Annotated in this window: 17 protein-coding genes and 1 other RNA gene; all 18 read left to right on the plus strand. The window is 41.9% G+C overall.

What is annotated here, in order from left to right; translation table 11 throughout:
* Position 1 precedes the first annotated feature (1 nt).
* The 18 genes from DWW33_RS11580 to DWW33_RS11665 all read left to right on the plus strand — a co-directional run bounded on the left by DWW33_RS11580 (position 2) and on the right by DWW33_RS11665 (position 22,742).
* The gene (locus tag DWW33_RS11580; protein WP_117947416.1) at positions 2 to 2,218 is read left to right on the plus strand and encodes a hypothetical protein; all 2,217 of its coding nucleotides are present in this window, start codon (positions 2 to 4) and stop codon (positions 2,216 to 2,218) included.
* 7 nt (positions 2,219 to 2,225) lie between these two features.
* The gene (locus DWW33_RS11585) at positions 2,226 to 2,816 is read left to right on the plus strand and encodes a pilus assembly FimT family protein (protein WP_117947415.1); all 591 of its coding nucleotides are present in this window, start codon (positions 2,226 to 2,228) and stop codon (positions 2,814 to 2,816) included.
* 27 nt (positions 2,817 to 2,843) lie between these two features.
* The gene (locus DWW33_RS11590; RefSeq protein WP_117698084.1) at positions 2,844 to 5,000 is read left to right on the plus strand and encodes a type II secretion system protein; all 2,157 of its coding nucleotides are present in this window, start codon (positions 2,844 to 2,846) and stop codon (positions 4,998 to 5,000) included.
* A gap of 30 nt (positions 5,001 to 5,030) precedes the next feature.
* On the plus strand, positions 5,031 to 9,776 hold the full coding sequence (locus DWW33_RS11595) for a DUF5057 domain-containing protein (RefSeq protein WP_118639579.1): 4,746 nt from the start codon (positions 5,031 to 5,033) through the stop codon (positions 9,774 to 9,776).
* 126 nt (positions 9,777 to 9,902) lie between these two features.
* Positions 9,903 to 10,246, plus strand: an RNA gene (rnpB, locus tag DWW33_RS11600) — RNase P RNA component class A.
* Positions 10,247 to 10,445: 199 nt separating this feature from the next.
* On the plus strand, positions 10,446 to 10,841 hold the full coding sequence (locus DWW33_RS11605) for a hypothetical protein (RefSeq protein WP_022244041.1): 396 nt from the start codon (positions 10,446 to 10,448) through the stop codon (positions 10,839 to 10,841).
* Between the two features lie 25 nt (positions 10,842 to 10,866).
* Entirely contained in the window at positions 10,867 to 11,766 is a 900-nt protein-coding gene (locus tag DWW33_RS11610) for a DUF5685 family protein (protein WP_117841981.1), read from the plus strand.
* A gap of 28 nt (positions 11,767 to 11,794) precedes the next feature.
* Positions 11,795 to 12,457: a J domain-containing protein gene (locus DWW33_RS11615; protein WP_022244043.1), complete on the plus strand. Its 663-nt coding sequence runs from the start codon at positions 11,795 to 11,797 to the stop codon at positions 12,455 to 12,457.
* Between the two features lie 90 nt (positions 12,458 to 12,547).
* Entirely contained in the window at positions 12,548 to 13,087 is a 540-nt protein-coding gene (locus DWW33_RS11620; protein ID WP_022244044.1) for a hydrolase, read from the plus strand.
* Positions 13,088 to 13,099: 12 nt separating this feature from the next.
* Positions 13,100 to 13,612, plus strand: a complete 513-nt coding sequence (locus DWW33_RS11625; protein ID WP_117947413.1) for a YqeG family HAD IIIA-type phosphatase — start codon at positions 13,100 to 13,102, stop codon at positions 13,610 to 13,612.
* Positions 13,609 to 14,049, plus strand: coding sequence for a ribose 5-phosphate isomerase B (rpiB, locus tag DWW33_RS11630; RefSeq protein ID WP_022244046.1), 441 nt, complete (start codon positions 13,609 to 13,611; stop codon positions 14,047 to 14,049). Before DWW33_RS11625 ends, rpiB begins: the two co-directional genes overlap by 4 nt.
* A 158-nt stretch (positions 14,050 to 14,207) precedes the next feature.
* Complete coding sequence (gene efp, locus DWW33_RS11635) at positions 14,208 to 14,765, plus strand: elongation factor P (RefSeq protein ID WP_022244047.1); 558 nt, start codon at positions 14,208 to 14,210, stop codon at positions 14,763 to 14,765.
* An 83-nt stretch (positions 14,766 to 14,848) separates the two neighbouring features.
* A complete protein-coding gene (locus DWW33_RS11640) occupies positions 14,849 to 16,747 on the plus strand; it encodes an LTA synthase family protein (protein ID WP_243006669.1) in 1,899 nt (632 codons plus the stop codon).
* A gap of 2 nt (positions 16,748 to 16,749) precedes the next feature.
* A complete protein-coding gene (locus tag DWW33_RS11645) occupies positions 16,750 to 19,233 on the plus strand; it encodes a YfhO family protein (protein ID WP_117947412.1) in 2,484 nt (827 codons plus the stop codon).
* Positions 19,230 to 19,967, plus strand: a complete 738-nt coding sequence (locus DWW33_RS11650) for a YdcF family protein (RefSeq protein ID WP_117947411.1) — start codon at positions 19,230 to 19,232, stop codon at positions 19,965 to 19,967. Before DWW33_RS11645 ends, DWW33_RS11650 begins: the two co-directional genes overlap by 4 nt.
* A gap of 151 nt (positions 19,968 to 20,118) precedes the next feature.
* The gene (locus DWW33_RS11655; RefSeq protein ID WP_118173230.1) at positions 20,119 to 21,159 is read left to right on the plus strand and encodes a zinc ribbon domain-containing protein; all 1,041 of its coding nucleotides are present in this window, start codon (positions 20,119 to 20,121) and stop codon (positions 21,157 to 21,159) included.
* Positions 21,160 to 21,289: 130 nt separating this feature from the next.
* Positions 21,290 to 22,153, plus strand: a complete 864-nt coding sequence (locus DWW33_RS11660) for a C39 family peptidase (RefSeq protein ID WP_243088653.1) — start codon at positions 21,290 to 21,292, stop codon at positions 22,151 to 22,153.
* A gap of 415 nt (positions 22,154 to 22,568) precedes the next feature.
* Complete coding sequence (locus DWW33_RS11665; protein ID WP_118639580.1) at positions 22,569 to 22,742, plus strand: chorismate--pyruvate lyase; 174 nt, start codon at positions 22,569 to 22,571, stop codon at positions 22,740 to 22,742.
* Positions 22,743 to 22,793 lie beyond the last annotated feature (51 nt).

Genomic DNA, 22,793 nt, shown 5'->3' on the forward strand with positions numbered 1-22,793 from the left:
AATGAACAGATGGAAGAAATCACGGGACAATCGAGGAATGTCACTGGTCATGGTCATTGGAACAGTGGCACTGGTAAGCATACTGGTGGTTATAGTACTGTCTCTTTCTCTGATGAATATACAGATGAAGTCAGTATATAAGAAGTCTGCGGATAATTTCTATGATGCAGAAGCGGCAATGGATGAGATACGTACCGGTCTGCAGCAGGATGTGGCAGATGCAGCAACCACGGCATATCTTTCTGTTATGTCACAATATTCTGCCAGCAGTTATCAGGATGCTGTGCGTCAGAGCACCTTCCGGGAATTGTACCGGAAGGAGTTAAAGAAGAAAATCGGGCAGACCATGGATGATACCCATTATGATATCGGCTATCTTGAGAATTATATCGGTGCGTCCCACCGTTATGAAGCAGCAACCGGTACCGGAGCCAGACTTACAACACAGGATGGCAAAGATGCAGATTTTGTGGTAACACAGTCCGGTCTTGTGATTATGAATCTGGAGCTTTCTTATAAGGATGCAGATGCTTATGAGTCAGTTGTAGATACAGATCTTGTATTAAGCTATCCACAGGTAAACTTTATCCAGTCAACATCAGTACCGGATTTGCTGAATTACTGTGTGGTAGCAGATGAAGGTGTCTGGGTAAACAATGGAAACCGTACACTTACCATGAATGGCAATGTATACGCAGGCAATTATTATACCGGGAGCAGCAGTGACCGGAATGGATTCCACATTGACAACAGTGGAAGTGTAATGCTTGGACTGCGCAAGACGCTGATTACCAGAGGCGGACTTACGGTAGAAAACCAAGGTTCTTTTACAACGGATACCAAAGCTACGATATGGGCAGATAATCTCAATGTTTACAGCAACGCAGCCCTGTCCTTATCTGGCAGTACATATGTATCGGATGATTTGACGATTACCGGAAGCGGTGATGTTACCTTGCGTGGAGAGTATTATGGCTACGGTAATCCGGAGACTGCCAAGGCAGCGGCATCTGTAGTTACAGAAGAAGTCAATGCCAATAAGGCGGCATACAGCAGTGCCATGATTATCAATGGAATTGCAGACAGTGGCAAGGCTAGTATCCGCATGAATGGATTAAAGACATTGATGTTAGCAGGAAATGCCTATATCGGAAGCGGCAATGCCATGATGGGAGAATCCCTGGCTGTAAAGAGCAGCCAGACGGCATATCTTGCACCGGCAGACTGTTTTCTTATAAATACTACCAATCCCACAACGGTAGCGGAAGATTTTATGGCAAAGAGTGATTTTGCAGCAGCTCCGGAAAAATATATTAATTATGAAGTGTTAAAAAATTATCATGCTTTGGATATCACACCATTATATAAAGATGGTCTGGTTTATTATTTCTTAAAATTCGAGAATGCAAAGGAAGCTGCGGCATTTGACCTTGCATACTACAATGATGCAGACCATGCAGCCACAAGGCAGCAGTATCTGTCTCTTTATGTGGATGACGCAGAATTATCTATCCGGGAGAGCAGCTCTGTGGAGAAGATTACCAACGGAAGTATTCTTGTCTGGGATACAAAAGGAATCCGTACCATTGAGCCGACAACCATAAGTAATGGATTAGACGATATTTACGAGGATGGTTATTATGCCGGACTGCAGAGTGGCTGGCAGGATATGTATGCTTCTTATAATATTTCACTGACAAAGGATTATGAGAGGCTTACAGCGGAGCAGAAGGCAGCCACTGTGTTTGAAAATCTGGTGGATGTAGACGGGCTGAAAAAAATTACTGGCACATCCGGAGCAGTTGAATTTGAATTTACCGATGGGGATGGAGTCCGGCAGGTGGCATACGTAACAGATAATGAAGGTGCATCAGCATTGGAGGTGGATGCTTCGTTTCTGGGTGGAAAGAATGTACCGCTTATCATTGCAACCGGAGATGTGAAGGTTACAGCAGATTACTCCGGTACAATTTTAAGTGGTGGCCAGGTGACCTTTGGCATGCCGGGAAGCAGCAGTTCAACAGTGTCATCTGATATGCAGGATGCTGCCAGAGTCATCCAGAATGCCGAATATAAGAAGGGGTCAGATACCTATATTCTGTCACAGGTATTGAAGAACAGCCAGTACTATGTAGGCAGTATTGGAAAGGCATATACCGGAGAGGATGCCGTGGATGTAACGAAGCTTGTAACCTATCAGAACTGGTCAAAGGAGTAAAGATAAGATGCAGAAAGGGAATCGTATAAGCGGAAAAAAGAATAGTGGATTTTCGTTGGTAGAGCTGATTGTTACCGTGGCGATTCTTGCAATTATTTCTGTGGGAGCGTTTCTGCTTACCGGCTCACAGAATGGATGGAAACTGCGTCATGCTGCGGAAAGACTGGATTCAGCACTGGATAAAGCTATGGTTCAGTCTATGAGTAAGAGTGATACTGCAGGTCTTATTGTCTATGAATTGAATGGAGAATATTATGCGGCAATAATAAAGGAATCCTGCCGGGACGGAAATATTTACCGTGTAACTGAGGACAAGGTGCTGGAAAAGTATTCACTTGGAAAAGAACCGTTGACGATTACGCTAAGTTATAAAGGAAAAGACGGGACAGCAGTATCAGATGTTACATTATCCAATCAGGGCAGTGAGAGTAATTTAAGCAGTGCGGCAGAATTTCTCTATGACAGAAGTACGGGGGCGGTTAAGACCGTAAAGGTAAACAGTGTGGAAAGCTATTATACTGGTATATATTTGAAGTTGTCAGACCGTGATATGCAGATAAAAATAAGTGCTGCCACCGGCAGACATGAGATACAGTAAGCAAAAAGCAGGGAGGAGGAAAACAAAGTGGACCACAGGAAAGCTTCAAAGAAGTATTGTGAAATCAGAAAATGCGGGATATATGATAATAAAGGATTTACGCTGGTTGAACTGCTGGTGGGAATTGCGATTGTGGCAATTGTCGGTGGATTAATCGGCACATTTTTGATTTTCTCCACAAGAACATATGGAAAAGTAACCGATGAAGCAGACTTACAGGAGGATGCACAGATTCTCCTATCCCAGATGGATAGTTATATTATCGATACAGACAGTGCACTTCGTTATTATGCAGATGTATCAGAGAGTGGAAGCGGCACGGAAATTTTAAAGGACAGCCTTTATCCGGGTGGAGCAGCAGGACTGACCAGAAAATGGCTGGAGATTTATAAGACCACCGATACCGGATATACAAAAGAGACCGTTTTGTGGACAAAATCCACAGAGAAGCTGACATATAAGCAGGAGACTATTGATGCGGCAGGAACGGTAACTGAAAATATAGAAGAACAGGATCTGGCAACGCATGTAACAGATTTTTCCATTGATCTGACGAAAGTAACTTCACTGCGTCAGGTAACAGTGTCTGTTGCTCTTGCCAGTGGAGAGAAAAGTTATGGAGCGGATACTACAGTGTATCTGCGTAACCAGATTGTAGTAAATGGGGAACCTTATACACCGGATGCAGCACCGGTCATTTCATCCGTACTCAGCGTTAAGGTTCTGCCACAGACGGTTATGATGCGGCCTGGCGGAAGAAAGGCATTTCAGGCAATTGTTTATGGTAATAATTCACCATCCCAGGAGGTAACCTGGAGTCTTTCCGGAAATACGTCTTCCCTTACCACTATTTCAGCGGATGGACTGCTGTGGATCAGCATGGATGAGAAGGCAAAGACCTTAACGGTAACAGCAACATCGGTACAGGATACCACCAAGTCAGGAACGGCGGAAGTAACAGTAGTACATGGCAAGAAGCTGTCTTTAGGCCAGATTCGGAAATACTGGCTGCAAAGAGGAAAATCAATGTATATCTATGCAAGGGTGAATGGAACATTAAGTGGTTCTATTACCTGGGAAAGTAATCCATTGGATTTACTTTCGGTGAATCCCGCAGATTCTGTAACAGTTGCAGGAGGATATCCATCATTGGATTTGATGAATGCGAGATGTGTGAAAACAGAGTATCCGGGGACACCTTTAGGAGAATATACAGTGAAGATTAGCGGTATAGTAGATGGTCAGCCGTATGAAGATATGGTTTATATAGAGGTGGTGGATTCGCCTGAAATAGCTGGAGCAGGTGATGTTGTATATTTTGATAAATCAAATGGTTTGGATTATTGGGTACATCCTGGAGACACCGTGAATTTGTCTACAGCATTAAAGAGGTTCGATATTGGAACAAAACGTAGTTATGAATTTAAAGAAGGCGGGAATATAAATAAGGATTCCTATACTTTTGAGACCTCTGGAACAGATGATGAAAAGATAAAAATAAGTATTGATGAAACAGCTGAGGATGGTGAAATTTATGTTACAGTCAAAGCTGGAAATCAATGGCATACAGGCTATGATTCTGTTACAATTCATGTGGCGGAGGAATTGGATTTCCCATATATTGTGGAAACAACATATTTTCCAGATCAGGAGAACTGGTTCTGGTCAAGTGTACATTGCAGGGGACCGGTAATGATAGCAGATTCAACATTACAATTTACGAATCTTACTTCCGGAATCAATGGGTTGATAGCAAATACCGGCGAGCCGCATAAACTTACACCATCGGAGCAGCATACAGGTGAGAATGAGCGTACGCTGTCTGGCGTAAATGAATTTACACAGGACGGACCGGGAAGGTATGAAAGTTCTAAGATACTTAATTTAGAGGGAATTATTATTATTGATAAAGATGTTGAACTTGATGCACCTTTTATTTGTTGTAATAGTGATACGGTGATTTATATAAAGGGAGAACATAGCTTGAAATTCAAAGGAATTACTACTTTTGACGGGCTGATTTATGCACCGGAAGGAGATGTTTATTTTGAAGGTCAGGCGGGTTATTGCCGGGGTGTTGTAATAGCAAAAAATTTGCATGTAAATAGTCGGGGAGACAGGGAGTTCTCCTTTATGGAAAAAAGCAGTGTAATGGATCTGGTTAATACATTGAAGGCAAACTAGCTTGTTGAGAAGTAAAAGAGGACAGGATATATGAAACGGAAGAATTCTTTGAAAAATTCCAGAAAGAGAATCATTCAGGCAACGGTAGCAGCAGTAGCAGGTATAACAGTTGCGGTTGCTGCATTCCGGCCGGTAGAGACTTCAGCAAACGGAGTACTGCCGGGGGTGGAAAGTATCGTTGCACAGAAGATGGCAACAGAAGATAAGACCTATCGGATTTTAGAGATTATGCCGGATGGAGCAGAAAGTGAAATGGGCTATCTTGCAGCGGGCAGTGAGCCGGTAGCCCTAGCAGCAGATGGAATGCTGGCTTACTTTGCAGAGAATGGTATCGAAAATACGCAGCAGGAGAGAATGAATTATATCAACAGCTTAAAGCAGCGTTTGGAGGACGGGAAGATAGCTTCCGGTGATACATCTAAGACACCACTTTATGCAGAAGCTTATGAGGAGACTTTTTTCCCGACAGAGGAGCAGCAGAAGGACTACAAGAAGCTGGTATTTCCGGAAGAACAGTATGAGACAATTACTGCTGAGGGACATTATGCTTACCGGCAGGATTATGACGGAAACTATAATCCCAATGTAGTTTCCTTCTCTTATAATGCAACTGGGGATTATGCAGTAGAATTTGAACGGAGAACACCACTTAGGGATGAAGCACCATATAACCAGCCATATGAGTACCGGGATAATGGAACAGATGGTTATTATGAAGCAGTTGAAAATCCTATGACAGGTGGTAATTATTACTATATTTCAGATTTTTACTACGTTGGAGCAGATTCAGAACATGGGCATTATCTGGCACAGTTAGATGCTGTAAAACCATATTCATATACTGCATCAGGGGATGGTGCATTTGCATTTGTACCGGGAACAGCGGAAGAGGACAGTGCAAATCAGTCCTGTCAGGTGGAGATGGGTTCTGTCTGGTATACCGGTGGACTTTATAATAATAACCTGTTCCGGGACTATGTATTAGGAGCATTGTCCAAGGATGATTTAAAGGTGGAAGTAACGGCAGTGACAGAGTCTGGACTTGCTTCTGTAGATGTATCCAGTATGGATTTTATTTATATCGGCGGACAGGGTTATGATACCGGAATGAAATATCAGCTTTCTTCTCCGGAGCTTCTTGCACAGGTGGATAAAATATATAAGAAAATTTTAGGAAAAGCGCCGGTTCTTATTGATTCCATTGTCTTAGAAAGTGCACTTACTGATTATAATACTTCTGATATTGCAAAGCTTGTGGTGTGGAGCATCCAGAAGGAGTTAAAGGATGACCCGCAGTCTGTGGATGCGGCAGAATTATGTGATACCGCTTCTTTAAACAGCAATTACACCGGCAATGATACTAATTATGCGGAAAATAATGTTTACTGCATGAAAATGACAGATGCAGACGGGGTACGTCAGCATGTATTTACCGGTCTGCTGGAAGCTTTTCCACAGGAGCTGCAGGAGGCGGAGGGATTTGCACCGGTGCGGGCATTGATTGAACAGGAGAATACCCTCCGTACATCAGCGGATGCGATTGATACCACGCTTTCAAAAAACATGGTCTTACAGTATATTTTAAATTATCCGTATGAGAGAACCTTTAGTGATAAAGAGGAGCTGCGGGTGCTGGATATCGAACCGGCAATGGGTGCACTGTATCTTGATGAAAATGCAGCTGATGACAGGATTCTTACCAAAAAGAAGCTGGCAGACTGGACAGGTGTTGCCATTGACAATATCAGTATTACCCGGATGACTTCAGCGGAGTTTATTGGTAAAATCGAAGACATGAACATGGAATACGATCTGGTTTACTTTGGACTTGGTTATGCCGGAGAGAATGGAAATTCTGATGTAAAGCTTCAGGGGGATTATATGAACCGTGATGCAGAGGGAAATACGGTTTATAATGATTCACTGATGAATGGGCTGGTCTATGCACATACCGGGGATGCATTCTTAAGAAAAGCTATTCTTGGTGGACTTTTAGATACTGATTATGTAGATAATAATACATCGAATTATCTCTATGGAGGCAATCCGGACAGCTCAAGAGACCCATATGGTGACCGGGATGAGTGGGACAGCGGATTAGGTAAGCTCGTTACCGCAACAAAGACCATCAGTGGTTTCCAGTATGATAATCCAAAGAATAGAAATGACCGTCAGGAAATTACCGTTACAGTAGGAAATGTAGGAGTATACCGTGCCAGCGGAAATGATATAACAGAGAGCAAGAAACGTGATCTGGAAGAATTCCTCGGGGCGAAATATCCGGTTCTTTTTGCACAGAATTTTGTGACCACAGAAGGTGAAATCAATGCAAAGGTGGTAGATAATTCTTCTGTTCTATATCAGTTCGCAAAGGAAAATCTTGCACAGGATAATGTCTTTTATCTGGATACCGAAGGCAGGCCAAATGATGAGAGCAGCTTCCGGTACTATATTAATATGCCTAAGGTTAAGCTTGCCATGCTCAATCCGTCTACCGGAGCAGAAGAGAGTGATATGGCATTAAGTACAGGAACAGCACGTACTACGGATAACAATTATGGCAATAAAATTGTAGAAATCCGTACCGATAAGAAGGATTCCGGAGTCTATACGCTGCGTTACCGCTTCCGGATTGATAGTACCGTAGATGCCAGCGTGGCTACGGTATATCATGCAGGACTTTATTTTGATATGAATGCCGATGGTAAATTTATCGAAAATGATACATATTCCGAACGGCAGAAGGACTGCATCATTTTTGATGCTTCCGGCAATGAAGTCAACCGGGATGCAGCTGGAGAATATCAGTTGAGCAGCGGACAGGAGTACTATCTTGAGAAAGACATTCCAGGTGACTATCGTGGTATGCTGACCTGGAAACTGGAACTGACTCAGACCACCAATGCCTATATCCGTACAGCAAAGACAGGTTATACGATTGTATCAAGACCAGCTGGTGATGATAGTGTACAGGTTGTTAAGGTGCTTCAGATTATGGGAAATAATAATGAATGGGGCGGTTACTTTAATCTTTCTACAGATGGTGACGTGCGGAATTTTATCAGCAATTTTGAAAATACAGAGGGAGTCCGGTTTGAAATTACAGCCATTCCAATGCGCGATTTCGATGGCAAATATACATCCTTTGAACAGCTGAAGGATTATCAGATGTTAATCTTTGGTTTCCAGGACAGTTATTCGGATATGACCAATGCTGACACACTGACAGCAGTAGATGATTATATTGTCAGCGGACGAAGTGTATTGTTTACCCATGATACCTCTTCCTTTGTCAATGTGGCAACCGAGCAGATGTACTGTCAGGATAATCCGGATGGCGATAATGGCTGGAACCCGGGCTGGCTTAGCAACCAGGGTAATGCAGGAGATTTTAACCAGGTGGAACGTCACTGGGGCTATATGGTAAACCAGAAATTCCGTGGTGTTCTTGGAATGGACCGTTATGGAATTACTTATAATGAGCGGACTTCCAAAGACCCGCAGGCGGCACAGCTTCGTTCCCTTCTATTAAAGGAAGGACAGCTTTTAGACATCAGTACTACTACAGATGCCTCTGGCAATGAGATAACAACCGGAACCATTGATACGGCACATGGTGGTGTAACGACACGGGAGAATCCGGATGGCAGCGGGGCACTGACTTCTGCAGTATTAGGAAGTGATAAAGATATTGCGTATGTACCGGGAACGAATCAGAAGCAGTCCTATGGACAGACACAGGGTTATACTTATGGAGCAATCAATTTCCATTATTATTATAATGCTCCGTGGCAGTGTACAACGGAAGCAAAGTATGCTTATAACCAGTACATGATGTGGCGTACACTTCCGTTACCAACACAAAGAAATGATGTTTCTCTTGGAAACCTGAAAAACAATGCCAGCATGTATGCAACCCAGGTAAATGATGGACAGATTACCCATTATCCATATGAGATTGGCAGTCAGATTACGATAGCTAATACCCATTACCAGTATTATCAGCTGAATATGGATGAGGATATGGATGGAGATGAAAACAGTGATATTGTAGTGTGGTACTGTCTGGGTGCATCCGGTGATGGTTCGGCGATTTATACCAGTTCCCCGAATGATGTGCGGAACAATTATTATATTTACAACATTGGAAATATTACCTATTCCGGTGTGGGACACAGTACAATAAGTAACGTGAATGAGAAGCAGTTATTCTTTAATACCATTGTTGCAGCGTACAAGACAAGAATCAAAGATCCGGTAGTAAAGCTTTTAGAGAATGGAAGCCGTACTTCAGCAGAAAAGGAAGCTGTTTATGTACATACTGATAATGCCATCGGAAATAAGGCACTGGAAAATGAAGTAAGTTTTTATTACACCGTAACAGATTCGAATCTCGTCACATCGGATAAGGAAATCAGTGTGGATTATTCCATGGTAGATAAGAATGGCAGCAGTATTGCAATTCCGGTACAGGCAGCAGAAAATCAGGTGTATATCACAACAGAAGCAGTAAACGGAGATACGGTTACGACAGATTCTGCCGGAAGACTGAGAGGCTTAAAGAGCGGGGAAGTGTATAAAGTCACAGTTCATAATCTGACGGATACAAAAGTACAGGAGGCAATTACCAATGGTAATATGCGGATTGCAGTTCATGCAGTCAGTACCTTTGACTATTATGGAGACAGCTATGGTCTGGGTGAAAATGCCCAGGGCATTCCACAGAGCAGTGCATCTATGAAAATATTAGGAACAACGCTGTTTGATTTGGATTAGAACAAAAGAAAAAAATTTTATTGGAAAAATGGAAACGAAATCGTATAAGACCGGAAAAGCAATTCGTAAAATCAAAAAAAGGTTGAAAAACTGGTAACGTTACCATATAATAAAACCATGAAGAACCAAGTAGGGTGAATGGTCGCGGCTGCATTGTCGAAAGACATACAGACGAGGAAAGTCCGGGCTTCGCAGGGCAGGATGCCGGATAACGTCCGGTGGAGGCAACTCCAAGGAAAGTGCAACAGAAATGTACCGCCAGGTAACTGGTAAGGGTGGAAAGGCAGTGTAAGAGACTACCGCATCTCTGGTAACAGAGATGGCTCTGTAAACCCCATTCGAAGCAAGACCAGATTTAAGCATTGACGTGGCCCGCCAGCTTAAGGTAGGTTGCTTGAGGCGGTTGGCAACAGCCGTCCTAGATAGATGACCATTTTCAACATAACCCGGCTTACAGCCCTGCTTGGTTTCTTACTATCAAATCTAATGTAATTCTAAAATGTTTCTTAAAAGACAATAACTCTGTTGACACAGAAAAGCAGGGGACTTAAGATGAATATCAGGGTATGGTGATATGTGAACATACATATCACCATATTTTTGCGTAAGCATCCGTAAGGAACTGCCGGTGGCAGGTGCGTAGATATAAAAAGAAGAGAGGTCTTATATTTGAAAGAGAAGTTAGCGAGATTTATGTCAGGAAGATATGGAGTAGATCAGTTATCAAGATTATATCTTGGAATTGCACTGATATTACTGGTAGTTTCAATTTTTAGTCACCTTGGTATATTTTATATAGCTGGAATTGTTCTTCTGGTGTATACTTATTATCGTATGTTTTCGAAGAACATTTCCAAGATGTATGCACAGAATCAGAAGTATTTGAATGCAAAATATCGTGCGGTGGTAAAAAAGGATGCATGGAAGAAACAGTGGCAGCAGCGTAAGATTTACCGGTTTTATCGTTGTCCGGGATGTAAACAGAAGGTTCGTGTTCCAAAAGGAAAAGGTAAAATCTGCATTACCTGTCCAAAATGCAGAATGGAATTCATAAAGAAAAGTTAAGCTGTAGCTATTTGGAGGAAGCAGTATGTTTGGATATGTAAATATCAATCGTAATGAATTATCAGATGAAAATAAAAAGATTTACCAGGGTTATTACTGCGGACTTTGTCAGAAACTAAAGGAGGTTTCCGGCCGTAAAGGCCAGATGCTTTTAAACTATGACATGACATTTCTGGTAGTGCTTCTGACCGGACTTTATGAGCTGGAGGATAAAAGCACAGATTTTGTATGTGCGCTGCATCCGACGAAAAAACGGACAGCCAGAATCAATGAGGCAACAGAATATGCTGCTGATATGAATATTATTCTTTCCTACCAGAATTTTGAAGATGACTGGAGAGACAATCGTTCTTATTCGAAAAAAGCATTTGCCAGAATGCTGGGAAAAGATTATAATCGCATCATGGCAAAATACCCAAGACAGGTAAAGGCAGTAGAAACCTATATCGAAGAACTGGGTAAGGCAGAGGATGCACAGGAATCCAATATTGATAAAATATCAGGACTGACAGGAACCATGCTGGGCGAAATTTTTGCATGGCGGGAAGATATATGGGCAGAAGAACTCAGATATTTTGGATTTTATTTAGGAAAGTTTGTTTATCTGATGGATGCCTATGAGGATTTTGAAACAGATAAGCGTAAAAATGCATACAATGTTTTCAGGGTACAGCGGAAAGAGGATATGCAGAATCTGGATACCTTTGTGAAGCTGTTGCTGACCAGTATGATGTCAGAGTGTGCCAAGTCCTTTGAACGTCTGCCAATTCTTATGCATGCAGACATTCTGCGGAATGTATTATATTCCGGAGTCTGGACGAAATATGAGTACAACAGACTGAAACGTGAGCGGAAGCAGCAGAGGCTTCTTGAAAAACAGAAAGCCGAAAAACAGAAGGCAGACAGGAAAAGTGCAACAAAGTGAAGTTAAGAATTAAGAAGGAGTAAGTAGTATGGACCCATACAAGGTGCTGGGCATAGCTCCGGGAGCAACAGATGAAGAAATCAAACGGGCATACCGGAATCTGAGCCGCAAATATCATCCGGATGCCAATGTAAATAATCCTGACCGTGCACAGGCAGAAGAAAAATTTAAAGAAGTACAGATGGCTTATGACCAGATTATGAAACAGAAACAGCAGGGTTACAGCTATGGAAGCGGTTACGGCGGCGGTGGCGCCTACGGTTATGGTGGTTTTGGCTATGGCAGAACCAATGGTGCATATGGAAACAGCGGTTATGGCAGCAGTGCTTCCGGTGAATCGGTAGAGATGCAGGCGGCTGCAAATTACATCCGGAATCGTTGTTTTAAAGAAGCGTTGCATGTGTTAGATGGCATTTCGGACAGAACGGCACGCTGGTATTATTACAGTGCAATTGCCAATGCCGGAAGCGGTAATAATGTAACGGCAAAGGAGCATGCCAGTCAGGCTGTCAATATGGAACCGAGTAATATGGAATATCGTCAGTTGCAGCAGCAGTTAGAGTTTGGTGGAACATGGTATCAGAGCAGAGGTGGCGAATATGAACGGCCATATTCCGGCAGCAGCGGCTGGTGCATGAGTATGCTGTTATTGAATCTTTTATGTAACTGTTGTTGTTTCAGACCATATTAGAAAACCATATTTTAGAAGTTCTTTTTTATTTGCAAGAATGAAAACTTCTGCTATACTGTAGGATGAAAAAAACAGAAATGGAGATTAGAAATGAGAATTTTAGCTGAAAATACATCATGTATTGTAATTGACTATCAGGAGAAGATTTTGCCGGCAATGTCAGGAAGAGAGGAACTTGTGGCAAATTCTGCTGCATTATTAAAGGGACTTAATTTATTGGAAATACCGATGGTATTGACCACACAGTATGCCAAGGGATTAGGAAATAATATTCCGGAGATTTGTGAAGCAATTGGAAGTGATGTGGCATATGACAAGACCACATTTTCTGCATATGAAACAGAAGCGGTATATGAAGCAATGGATAAAGAGCGTAAAAATGTCCTGATTTGTGGAATTGAAGCACATATCTGTGTACTTCAGACAGCCATTGATTTAAAGGCAGCAGGATATCAGCCGGTTATCGTAGCAGACTGTGTATCTTCAAGAAAAGAACTGGATAAGGAACTTGGTTTAAAGAGAGCAGAACAGGAAGGTATTCTGATTACATCTAAGGAAGCTATTTTATTTGAATTGACACGTAAGGCAGGCGGACCGGTATTTAAACAGATTTCTGCACTGATTAAATAAAGGAGACAGGATATGCTGCAAAGATTTTATCCCGATGAATATCTGGATTCTACCTATGTCATTGACTTTGATAAGCTTTATGAAGAGGGATACCGGGGCATTATTTTTGATATTGATAATACACTTGTTCCACACGGAGCACCGGCGGATGAGCGGGCAAAAAAGCTGTTTGCTCATTTAAAAGAGCTGGGTTATCATTGTATGCTGTTATCGAATAACAAGGAACCACGGGTGAAGATGTTCAATGATGCGGTAAATGTTTCCTATATTTACAAGGCAGGAAAACCGTCAACGAAAAATTATCTTAAGGCAATGGAAGAGATGGGAACCACCACGGAGAATACGTTATTTGTGGGAGACCAGATATTTACTGATGTGTATGGGGCAAACCGCGCAGGAATCCGTACGATTCTGGTAAAACCGATACATCCGAAAGAGGAAATACAGATTGTTTTAAAACGATATCTGGAGAAAATTGTATTATTTTTTTATACAAGGAAGAGAAAGAAGGAAGAAAAATTATGAAAATCGGAATTGGAAATGACCACAGTGCAGTCGAAATGAAATTCGCAATTAAAAAGTATTTAGAGGAAATGGGACATGAAGTTGTAAATTACGGAACAGATTCTACCGAGAGCTGTGACTATCCGGAGTATGGTGAAAAAGTAGGACGTGCAGTTGCAGCCGGGGAAGTAGACTGTGGCGTATTAATCTGTGGTACCGGGGTTGGAATCTCTTTGGCTGCTAATAAGGTAAAAGGTGTCCGTGCAGCAGTATGTTCTGATGTAACAACTGCGCATCTGGTAAAAGAACATAACAATGCCAATATCATCGCATTTGGAGCAAGAATTGTTGGAATCGAGAAGGCAAAAGATATTGTAAAAGCATACCTGAATGCAGAATTTCAGGGTGGCAGACATGAAAAACGTATTGCCATGATTCACGAAATTGAATCAAGATAGGGTAAAGTCACAAAAAAAGGTTGAAAAATGGCTTGTTTTATTATAGAATAGAACGAGTGAGTGACAAGTTTGGAATGAGAATTTTTTCCAATACCCGTAAGAACCTGCCGATGGCAGCGTCTTATGGTGCTTAGCAACGAAAATTAGGAGGAATATCGATGATTTCAGCAGGAGATTTCAGAAACGGAATTACAATCGAATTAGAAGGAAATATTTATCAGATTATTGAATTCCAGCACGTTAAACCTGGAAAGGGTGCTGCATTTGTCAGAACCAAATTAAAGAATATCAAGAGTGGCGGTGTAGTTGAGAAAACTTTCCGTCCAACAGAGAAATGCCCACAGGCACGTATCGACCGTAAAGATATGCAGTATTTATATTCTGACGGAGATTTGTATTACTTCATGGATGTTGAAAACTATGAGCAGATTGCTTTAGATAAGACAACCATCGGTGATACCTTAAAATTTGTAAAAGAGAACGAAATGTGTAAAATCTGTTCTCACAATGGCAACGTATTTGCTGTTGAACCACCATTGTTTGTTGAACTTCAGATTACAGAGACAGAACCTGGATTCAAGGGTGATACTGCAACAGGTGCAACAAAACCTGCAACTGTTGAGACTGGTGCAACTGTAATGGTTCCATTATTCGTAGAGCAGGATGATGTCATTAAAATCGATACAAGAACTGGTGAGTATTTATCCAGAGTATAATTTCATGCGAAATATGTGGGAGTTTCAAAACAGTTGTTTTGAAACTCCTTTTTCTGTTGCCGGGTATTAGGAAAGAACTGTCAGTGGCAGTACCAGCAGGTTATGGCAATGAGAATGGAAAGTTGAGGAAACAGGCTATGCAGGAAGAAAGCAGAAAAGAGAAAAATTTCATAAAAAGGATTTATTATGCAGAAGCACCAAAATGGCTGAAATATGCGATATTATTCGGATATCCGGTTCTGCTTTTTTATATTACTGCATTTATGACATATAATCCTTTTGTAAGAACCAGATGGAGAGCACAAATTCTAAATCTCATTTTATTTGAGGCTTTTGTGTGGCTGCTACTGGCAATTACCGGAAGTGCAGTGATTGCACTTCGTACGGAAACAATTCTTGGAATTGCATTGAGCATTGCGAATTATTATGTCATTTCCTTCCGTGGTTCTCCGGTGGTGCCATGGGATTTGCTGTCTCTTGGAACGGCAGCCAGTGTTGCCGGAGGCTATGATTATACTTTGCCGTCCCGTCAGATTGCGTTGATTCTTCTGATGTTCTTTCTGGCATTTACGGAGCGTTATGCAAAAATTCATATTTCACGGAAAAAGATATTGCTCCGCGCAGGTAGTGCTGTGATTTCTGTTGCCTGTATGGCAGGAATTGGCTGGATGGTACAGGATGATGCAATGGTAAGTGAATTACAGCTTTATCCGTTCCTTTTTACGCCTACAGTCATGTATGAACGAAATGGCTTTGCAGTGACGTTTCTTATGGATATGCAGTATCTTAAGGTGGAGAAGCCGGAAGGATATTCTGTTGAAAAGGCAAAGGAATTATTAGAAAATGAGGATGGTCTTGACTGGACGGCATCCGACCAGAGAAATAATGTTGGAAAGGAATTCGCGAATCAGAAAGAAACAACAGACCAGCTTCCGAATGTTATTGTCATCATGGATGAAGCCTTTTCCGATTTGGGGGTTCTGTCCGATGAGGCACTTCCGGTAAATGAAGACTATATGCCGTTTATTCACAGCCTGCAACAGGGGGCAGAAAATACCCAGACCGGATATTTGAATGTATCGGTGAAGGGTGGAAATACAGCAAATACGGAATTTGAATTTTTAACGGGAGATACCATGGCATTTCTTCCGGCTGGTAGTATTCCGTATCAGCAGTATATTACAAAGGACACACCAAGCATGGCATCTTATCTAAAGAGCTTGGGTTATGAGACCTATGCCATGCATCCATATTATGCGTCCGGCTGGAACCGGGATAAGATATATCCGCTGCTGGGATTTGACAGCTTTTATTCTTCTGCAGATTTCTATGGTTCCACTTATGTGAGGGGCTATATCGATGATTCATCCTGTGTGGATAAGATTATTGAGACATATGAAAAAAAAGATGCAAGAACGCCGGCATTTATCTTTAATGTAACCATGCAGAATCACAGCCCATATACCGATGGCTATCAGAATCTTCAGGGAAATATTACAGTAGATGGAACGGTATCTGCCCAGTTATCGGAATATCTGACCCTGGTAAAATTATCGGATGCAGCATTGGAAAAGCTGATTGATTATTTTGAGACACAGGACGAACCTACGGTTATCGTATTCTTTGGTGACCACCAGCCGACAGATGCGGTGGTGGAGCCAATCTGGAATTTAGAAGGCAAATCATCCTCTGATTTAACAGAAAAAGAAAATCAGCTTCGTTATAAGGTGCCTTATGTTATCTGGGCAAATTATGATATTGATGAGGCGGTAAATCAGGAGAGCAGTGCCAACTATCTGGGGGCACAGATGATGGAAGCAGCAGGAGTTCCGTTGTCGGATTATCAGAATTATTTACTGGAACAGAAGAAGGAGATGCCATTGATTTCCACGCAGCATACGGAAGCAGAAGGCAGTGATGCATGGCTTAATTATCAGACGCTGCAGTATTATCTTTTATTTGACTGGGATGGAGAAAAATAGAAATGAAGGAAAGATTACTTCGAATCAAAAACAATAAGAAGATGCCGTTAATACTGGCTTTTTGCATTCCGTTTTTTCTTGCACTGGGAGTCTGCATCGGCCATGAGATTTATCCTTTTGGCAATCAGTGTTTTCTGCATATTGATATGTATCACCAGTATGCACCGTTTTTTACGGAATTCATGAATAAGTTAAAGAGCGGAAGCGGGTTATTATATACATGGAATCTGGGGCTTGGTACAGATTTTGTATCCCTGATGGCATATTATCTATCCAGTCCTTTTAACTGGCTGTTATTATTATGTCCGTCTAATCTGGTAATCGAATTTATGACGGTATTGATTCTAATTAAGACTGGACTTAGCGGACTTACTTTTGCATTTTACTTAAACCGGCATTATAAAGATAATGGATATCGCATTGCTTTATTTGCGGTATTCTATGCGTTGTCCGGGTTTATGTGTGCTTATAACTGGGATATTATGTGGCTGGATACGGTGGTGTTATTGCCGCTTATTTTGCTGGGTCTGGAAAGACTGGTAGAAGGAAAGAAGATGACGCTTTATGTGGTAACACTGGCGGTTTCGATTCTTTCAAACTACTATATTTCCATTATGGTCTGCATCTATCTGGTGCTTTATTTTGTGATTCTGATATTAGAGCAGAAAAGCGGGATAGGAAAAGCAATTCTTAAATTTGCGGCCGGCTCCATCCTGGCAGGCGGTATGGGAGCAGTACTGATTCTGCCGGAGATAGTGGCATTAAGCGGAAGTGGTTCCGGTGGAATCTCTTTTCCGGAAAAAATGGAGTGGTATTTTGGCCTGCTGGATGAAGCAGCAAGGTTCTGCATTGGTGTCGAGCCGTCTTCTACGGTAGGACATATGCCAAATCTTTACTGCGGAGCGGCAATTTTATTATTATTATTCCTTTATCTTTTGAATCGCAGGATCCGAATTGGTGCAAAGATTCCAAGACTCTTACTGGTGGCATTTTTCTTTGTGAGCTTTGCAAATAATAAACTGGATTTTATCTGGCATGGCTTTCATTTTCCGGATGGACTTCCGGCAAGACAGACCTTTTTATTTGCATTTTTACTGTTGACCTTAGGTTATGAAGCAGTGCGGGAAGAAAGAGGCAATAGCATTTTTAAAATCCTATTTGCATTCCTGTTAGCGGAGCTGGTATTGGTTTTATGTTTCCGGTTTACAGATTTAGAGCAGGTGACACCGGAGCAGATGCTTTTAACAGGACTTTTGATTTTAGGTTATGCACTTCTGCTGTTATTCTATCGGCGGAAGGATAAGACGATGCGGACTATCGTATCGATATTTGCGGTGATTCTGGTATGTGCCGAGGCAGGCGTAAATCTTGACACGACCAGTATTTCTACTACCAGCCGGACGCTGTATACCCAGCATTTAGAGGATTATAAAACACTGGCGGAGACAGCAGGAGCAGAGGATGACGGTTTCTTCCGTATGGATAAGTTTAACCGGATGACGAAGAATGAGTCGGCACTTTCAAACTATGCATCCGCATCTGTTTTTTCTTCTCTTATAAATAAAGATGTGGCAGATTTCTACCGGGAGATGGGAATGGAAGGCGGTAAGAATTATTACTGCTATAATGGTGCAACGATGCTTACTTCCTCGCTGCTTTCGGTAAAATATATCCTGACGGACAGTGCAGAAGAGGAAAGTCCGTATCGAAGTCTGATATCAGAACAGAATGGCATATACTTATATGAAAATACTTATACACTGCCACTTGGTTTTATGGTAGATAGTGATTTGACGGAAAAGTGGGATTTTACCCTTGGAACACCGATAATGGCACAGAATGAACTCGCCTATGCCCTTGGTGCAACGGAGAATCTTTTAGAGCCGGTGGATGCAGAATTACATGATGGCAAAACCGTGATTCAGGTAACGGAAACCGGCTATTATTATGGTTATTATACGATGAAGGATGCCAAAACCATTACCGCAACCACTGGAAACCGCACGCGGACATTTTCTAAATGTGACCATGTCTATTTACTGGATTTGGGCTATTGTGAGGCTGGGGAAGATATTGCGCTGACTTCTGCCGATACGGATCAGATACTGGTGCAGGGCTACCGGTTAAATGATGCAGCATTTCAGGCAGCATATCATACATTATCCCAGCAGACCATGGAGTTAAAATCCTACAGTGACAGCAGAATCGAAGGCAGCATCAACGTAAAAAAAGCCGGAACTCTTTTGCTGTCCGTGCCGGATGATGAAGGCTGGCATGTCTTTGTGGATGGGGAAGAAGTGGATTATGAGCATTTCTGCGATGCGTTTATCAGCATTCCATTAAAAGAAGGCAGCCATGATATTATATTAAAATATACAACACCGAATCTGAAACTGGGAGCATTGCTTTCCGGTGGAGCATTGTTCTTATTCCTTTGCATTACCTGGATACCGGTTGTTGTGAGAAAACGAGGAGAGAGGGCATGAAGAAAAAAATAACATTTCTGATATTTGTGGTACTGGCGGTACTTTGTGTTGTTTATTCGGGGATGGTACTGGCAACGGGTTCCGGAACATCATTTTTTCTGGTGTGGATCGGACTTGCGGTACTTTTCTTCCTGTTTGGGTATTCTGTCTGGAAATCTTTCTGGAAGAAAGTTCCCCGGCTGGTTAAGGGAATCTGTATTGTTGTCGTTGCAGCGGGATTTACAGCATTTTTTATCGTAGAAGGCTGCATCATAAGTCAGATGCATGAAAAAGGCGAAGCGGGACTTGACTATATTATTGTGCTGGGGGCACAGGTGAGGGAAAGCGGACCAAGTGCTGCGTTAAAATACCGGCTGGATGAGGCAGTGGAATATTTAGAGGATAATCCAAAGACAATCTGTATCGTATCCGGCGGACAGGGTGCAAATGAACCATATTCCGAAGCCGAAGGAATGGCACAGTATTTAAAAGAACAGGGGATTGATGCGTCCCGGATTCTCTTAGAGGATAAGTCCTTAAATACAGAGCAGAATATGGAGTACAGCAAGGCACTGATAAAAGATGGGGCATCCGTTGGAATTATCACCAATGATTTTCATCTGTTCCGGGCAAAGCAGATTGCACGAAAATACGGACTGGACAATGTCTGTGGAATAGCAGCAAAGTCTACACCGGTTTATCTTCCAAATAATATGCTGCGGGAATTTTTAGCAGAGATAAAATTTTTGCTGTAATTATGCGGATGAATGGAAAAGTCAAAGACTGACCGGAGACTTTAATGTGTGCCAAGGCACATTCTTTGTTCTAAATGGGCTTGTATCGGGTGGAAGAATAGAATAGTATAAAAAGTAACAGGAGTTTTATGGAGAAAGGGTTTATATAGCTATGGAGATTAAATGCGAATACTGTGGCTCCATCATTAAGGAAACAGATGAGAAATGTCCTTACTGTGGAGCCACCAATCAGGCAGTAAAGCGTACTGCAGACCATACGCCAAAGACTATTGAAGAATTGCAGCAGTGGTATCAGGCGCGGAATCTGCCACCGTATGAAGTGACGAGATTCTTTATCGGAATCAATTACACACAGCCCAAAGCCTTTGGTATTTACCGGGAAGGTCAGAATGTCATTGTCTATAAGAACAAGGCAAACGGCGAGCGGGCGATCCGCTATCAGGGAACGGATGAAGCCTATGCGGTAAATGAGCTGTATCTTAAGTTAAAAGAGGAAATCTTAAACCAGAAGGAACATAATCGGGCTGGAAATGTAAGAAGCAGTTATGGAAATAACAGAAAGCCAATGTCAACAGGAAAGGTAATAGGAAGAACCTTTGCCGGGATTGGAGCATTCTTTCTTTTCTTCTTTGGTTCCTTTGTACTCTTTGTGTTAGATACATTATACCGGGGAATTGGAACAGCACTTTTTATTGCACTGATTGCCGCAGCACCGGTGGCAGTGATATTAGACCTTATTGTTTGTGGGTTAAGGGAAAAAAGTACGGTATTTGAAAAGATATATCAGGGATTTGCCGGAAAGAAATTCTTAACCTGTGCCGTTTGTTTCCTGATGTGCTTTTTAATCGTTCTGATTCCGATACATAATTACAAGAAGGCAAGTTATTACCAATACCAAAATACGGTTTACGTTCACAGCCACAATAACTGGTTCGAGTATGATGGTTATGACTATGATAAGATAGACAGCGATGAGGTACCGGATGATATTTTAAATAACCGTTCTGATTATGAAATGACTTATCAGAATGGCTATGACTGGGATAACAGCATTACCAATTTTGAAGACAGCAGATATTATGAAGAGCATTATGGCTCAGACAGCTCGGACAGCAGTTCAGACAGTGGATATGACTGGGATTCCAATGACAGCTGGGATTCTAATTCATCTGACTGGGATAGCGACTGGTAAATATTAATATATCATTTAGAAATTTATTTTTCTGTTAAGAATAATCTAAGAAATGAAATAGAATATCTTTAAGAACACTCCTTTTTCGTGTGCTTTACTAAAAGTAAAGAATGAAAAAGGGGTGTTTTTTATGATGCAGTCAGAAAAGGAAGGACAACGAAATTTACAACAATCAGGAGCAGCAGGACAGCGGAATACACAACATGCAACGAACATAAAAAAGCGGAGCATGCGCCGGAAAAAAGCAAGAAGAATGCGAAGAATCAAAAGAATATTTGTGGCAGCAGTAATTCTGCTGGTAGTTTTTGCCGCGGGCAGAACATCATTTGTGCAAGGCTTCTTAAATCACTGGAATGTAAAATCAGAGGCAACACTTACGGCAGAGGGGTATCCGGAAAGCCTGGTACAACTTTACGAGAAAAATGAAGAAGCAAGACAGTTTGTGCTTGATTATAAGAAGAATGGAAACAACGAGCAGCCGATTGATATTTCATCGGATGTAACAGATGGTAAAATACCGCTTTTCCTTCAGTGGGACGAGCGTTGGGGCTATAGAACCTATGGAGATAATTTCCTTGCAATTACAGGATGTGGTCCGACGGCATTGTCCATGGTTTATGTGGGACTGACCGGAGATACTTCCATGAATCCTTATGCCGTTGCCCAGATGGCACAGGAGGATGGCTTCTATGTCAATGGAAGCGGATCTTCCTGGAGTATGATGACGGAACTTGCCACAAAGCTTGGCTTATCTGCACAGGAGCTGAGTCTCAGCGAAGACAGTATCCGGCAGGAATTATCCCAGGGACATCCGATTATCTGTATCATGGGACCGGGAGATTTTACCACATCCGGACATTTTGTTGTTTTAACAGGAGTAGATTCCGATGGAAAAATAACAGTGAATGATTCCAACAGTAAAAAGAACAGTAATAAGGCATGGAAGATAGACGACCTTATGAGCCAGATCCGGGATTTGTGGGTGTATCAGTAGAAGTGGCATTCTTTACGAAAATCTGCTATAATTCTTGATAAAATGATTTGAAAGGCGAGTGGGAAAGAGATAGACAGTGGTTCTTCCGACAGTGATGTTGAAATATCTGGCTTATTCTCCGAAGTGAGGATGCCTGATAAGGACTGTTAGAGGCACTTAAAATTTCGGATGGAGTCCGGCAACGCTGGCACATGGAAGTGCCAGCGAGGTGCATATGAACATGGATGTGAATTTGCACCGGTTGCCAGAAGAAAATAAAAATGAAATCGAAATTCTTAGTGCCTCTTGCAGTTCTTATGGAGCATCCGGGTTCGGAGAATAAGCCAGATATTACATCGCACGAATTCCGGAAGAAAACCGGCATCACATTTCCCACTCCTTTACAAATATTTTAACAAGAAGGGAGCTATAGAACATGGAAACATGGTATTACGAAGTCGTATCCATCGATGGAGACTATGCAAATTTAAAGAGGACAGACATTGCTTCAGATGATTTGAAACTTGTGGCAAGAGCACTTCTTCCGGCAGAAATTATGGAGGAAAGCAAGTTAAAATACGAACTAATGCAGTATGAGATTATAGAATAACGGATAAAGGCGTTAGGGAAGATGAAAATCGAAGCGGCAAGGCGGGAGGTT

The sequence above is a fragment of the Roseburia sp. AF15-21 genome (genome assembly GCF_003479505.1).
In the GTDB taxonomy this organism is placed as follows: domain Bacteria; phylum Bacillota; class Clostridia; order Lachnospirales; family Lachnospiraceae; genus Roseburia_C; species Roseburia_C amylophila.

What these genes read in the sequence shown, in the direction of transcription:
- DWW33_RS11595 (WP_118639579.1), top strand. Translation starts at nt 5,031, where the DNA reads ATGAAACGGAAGAATTCTTTGAAAAATTCCAGAAAGAGAATCATTCAG.
- DWW33_RS11655 (WP_118173230.1), top strand. Translation starts at nt 20,119, where the DNA reads ATGGAGATTAAATGCGAATACTGTGGCTCCATCATTAAGGAAACAGAT.
- DWW33_RS11580 (WP_117947416.1), top strand. Translation starts at nt 2, where the DNA reads ATGAACAGATGGAAGAAATCACGGGACAATCGAGGAATGTCACTGGTC.
- DWW33_RS11665 (WP_118639580.1), top strand. Translation starts at nt 22,569, where the DNA reads ATGGAAACATGGTATTACGAAGTCGTATCCATCGATGGAGACTATGCA.
- DWW33_RS11645 (WP_117947412.1), top strand. Translation starts at nt 16,750, where the DNA reads ATGAAGGAAAGATTACTTCGAATCAAAAACAATAAGAAGATGCCGTTA.
- DWW33_RS11610 (WP_117841981.1), top strand. Translation starts at nt 10,867, where the DNA reads ATGTTTGGATATGTAAATATCAATCGTAATGAATTATCAGATGAAAAT.
- DWW33_RS11625 (WP_117947413.1), top strand. Translation starts at nt 13,100, where the DNA reads ATGCTGCAAAGATTTTATCCCGATGAATATCTGGATTCTACCTATGTC.
- DWW33_RS11585 (WP_117947415.1), top strand. Translation starts at nt 2,226, where the DNA reads ATGCAGAAAGGGAATCGTATAAGCGGAAAAAAGAATAGTGGATTTTCG.
- DWW33_RS11660 (WP_243088653.1), top strand. Translation starts at nt 21,290, where the DNA reads ATGATGCAGTCAGAAAAGGAAGGACAACGAAATTTACAACAATCAGGA.
- efp (WP_022244047.1), top strand. Translation starts at nt 14,208, where the DNA reads ATGATTTCAGCAGGAGATTTCAGAAACGGAATTACAATCGAATTAGAA.
- DWW33_RS11615 (WP_022244043.1), top strand. Translation starts at nt 11,795, where the DNA reads ATGGACCCATACAAGGTGCTGGGCATAGCTCCGGGAGCAACAGATGAA.
- rpiB (WP_022244046.1), top strand. Translation starts at nt 13,609, where the DNA reads ATGAAAATCGGAATTGGAAATGACCACAGTGCAGTCGAAATGAAATTC.
- DWW33_RS11620 (WP_022244044.1), top strand. Translation starts at nt 12,548, where the DNA reads ATGAGAATTTTAGCTGAAAATACATCATGTATTGTAATTGACTATCAG.
- DWW33_RS11650 (WP_117947411.1), top strand. Translation starts at nt 19,230, where the DNA reads ATGAAGAAAAAAATAACATTTCTGATATTTGTGGTACTGGCGGTACTT.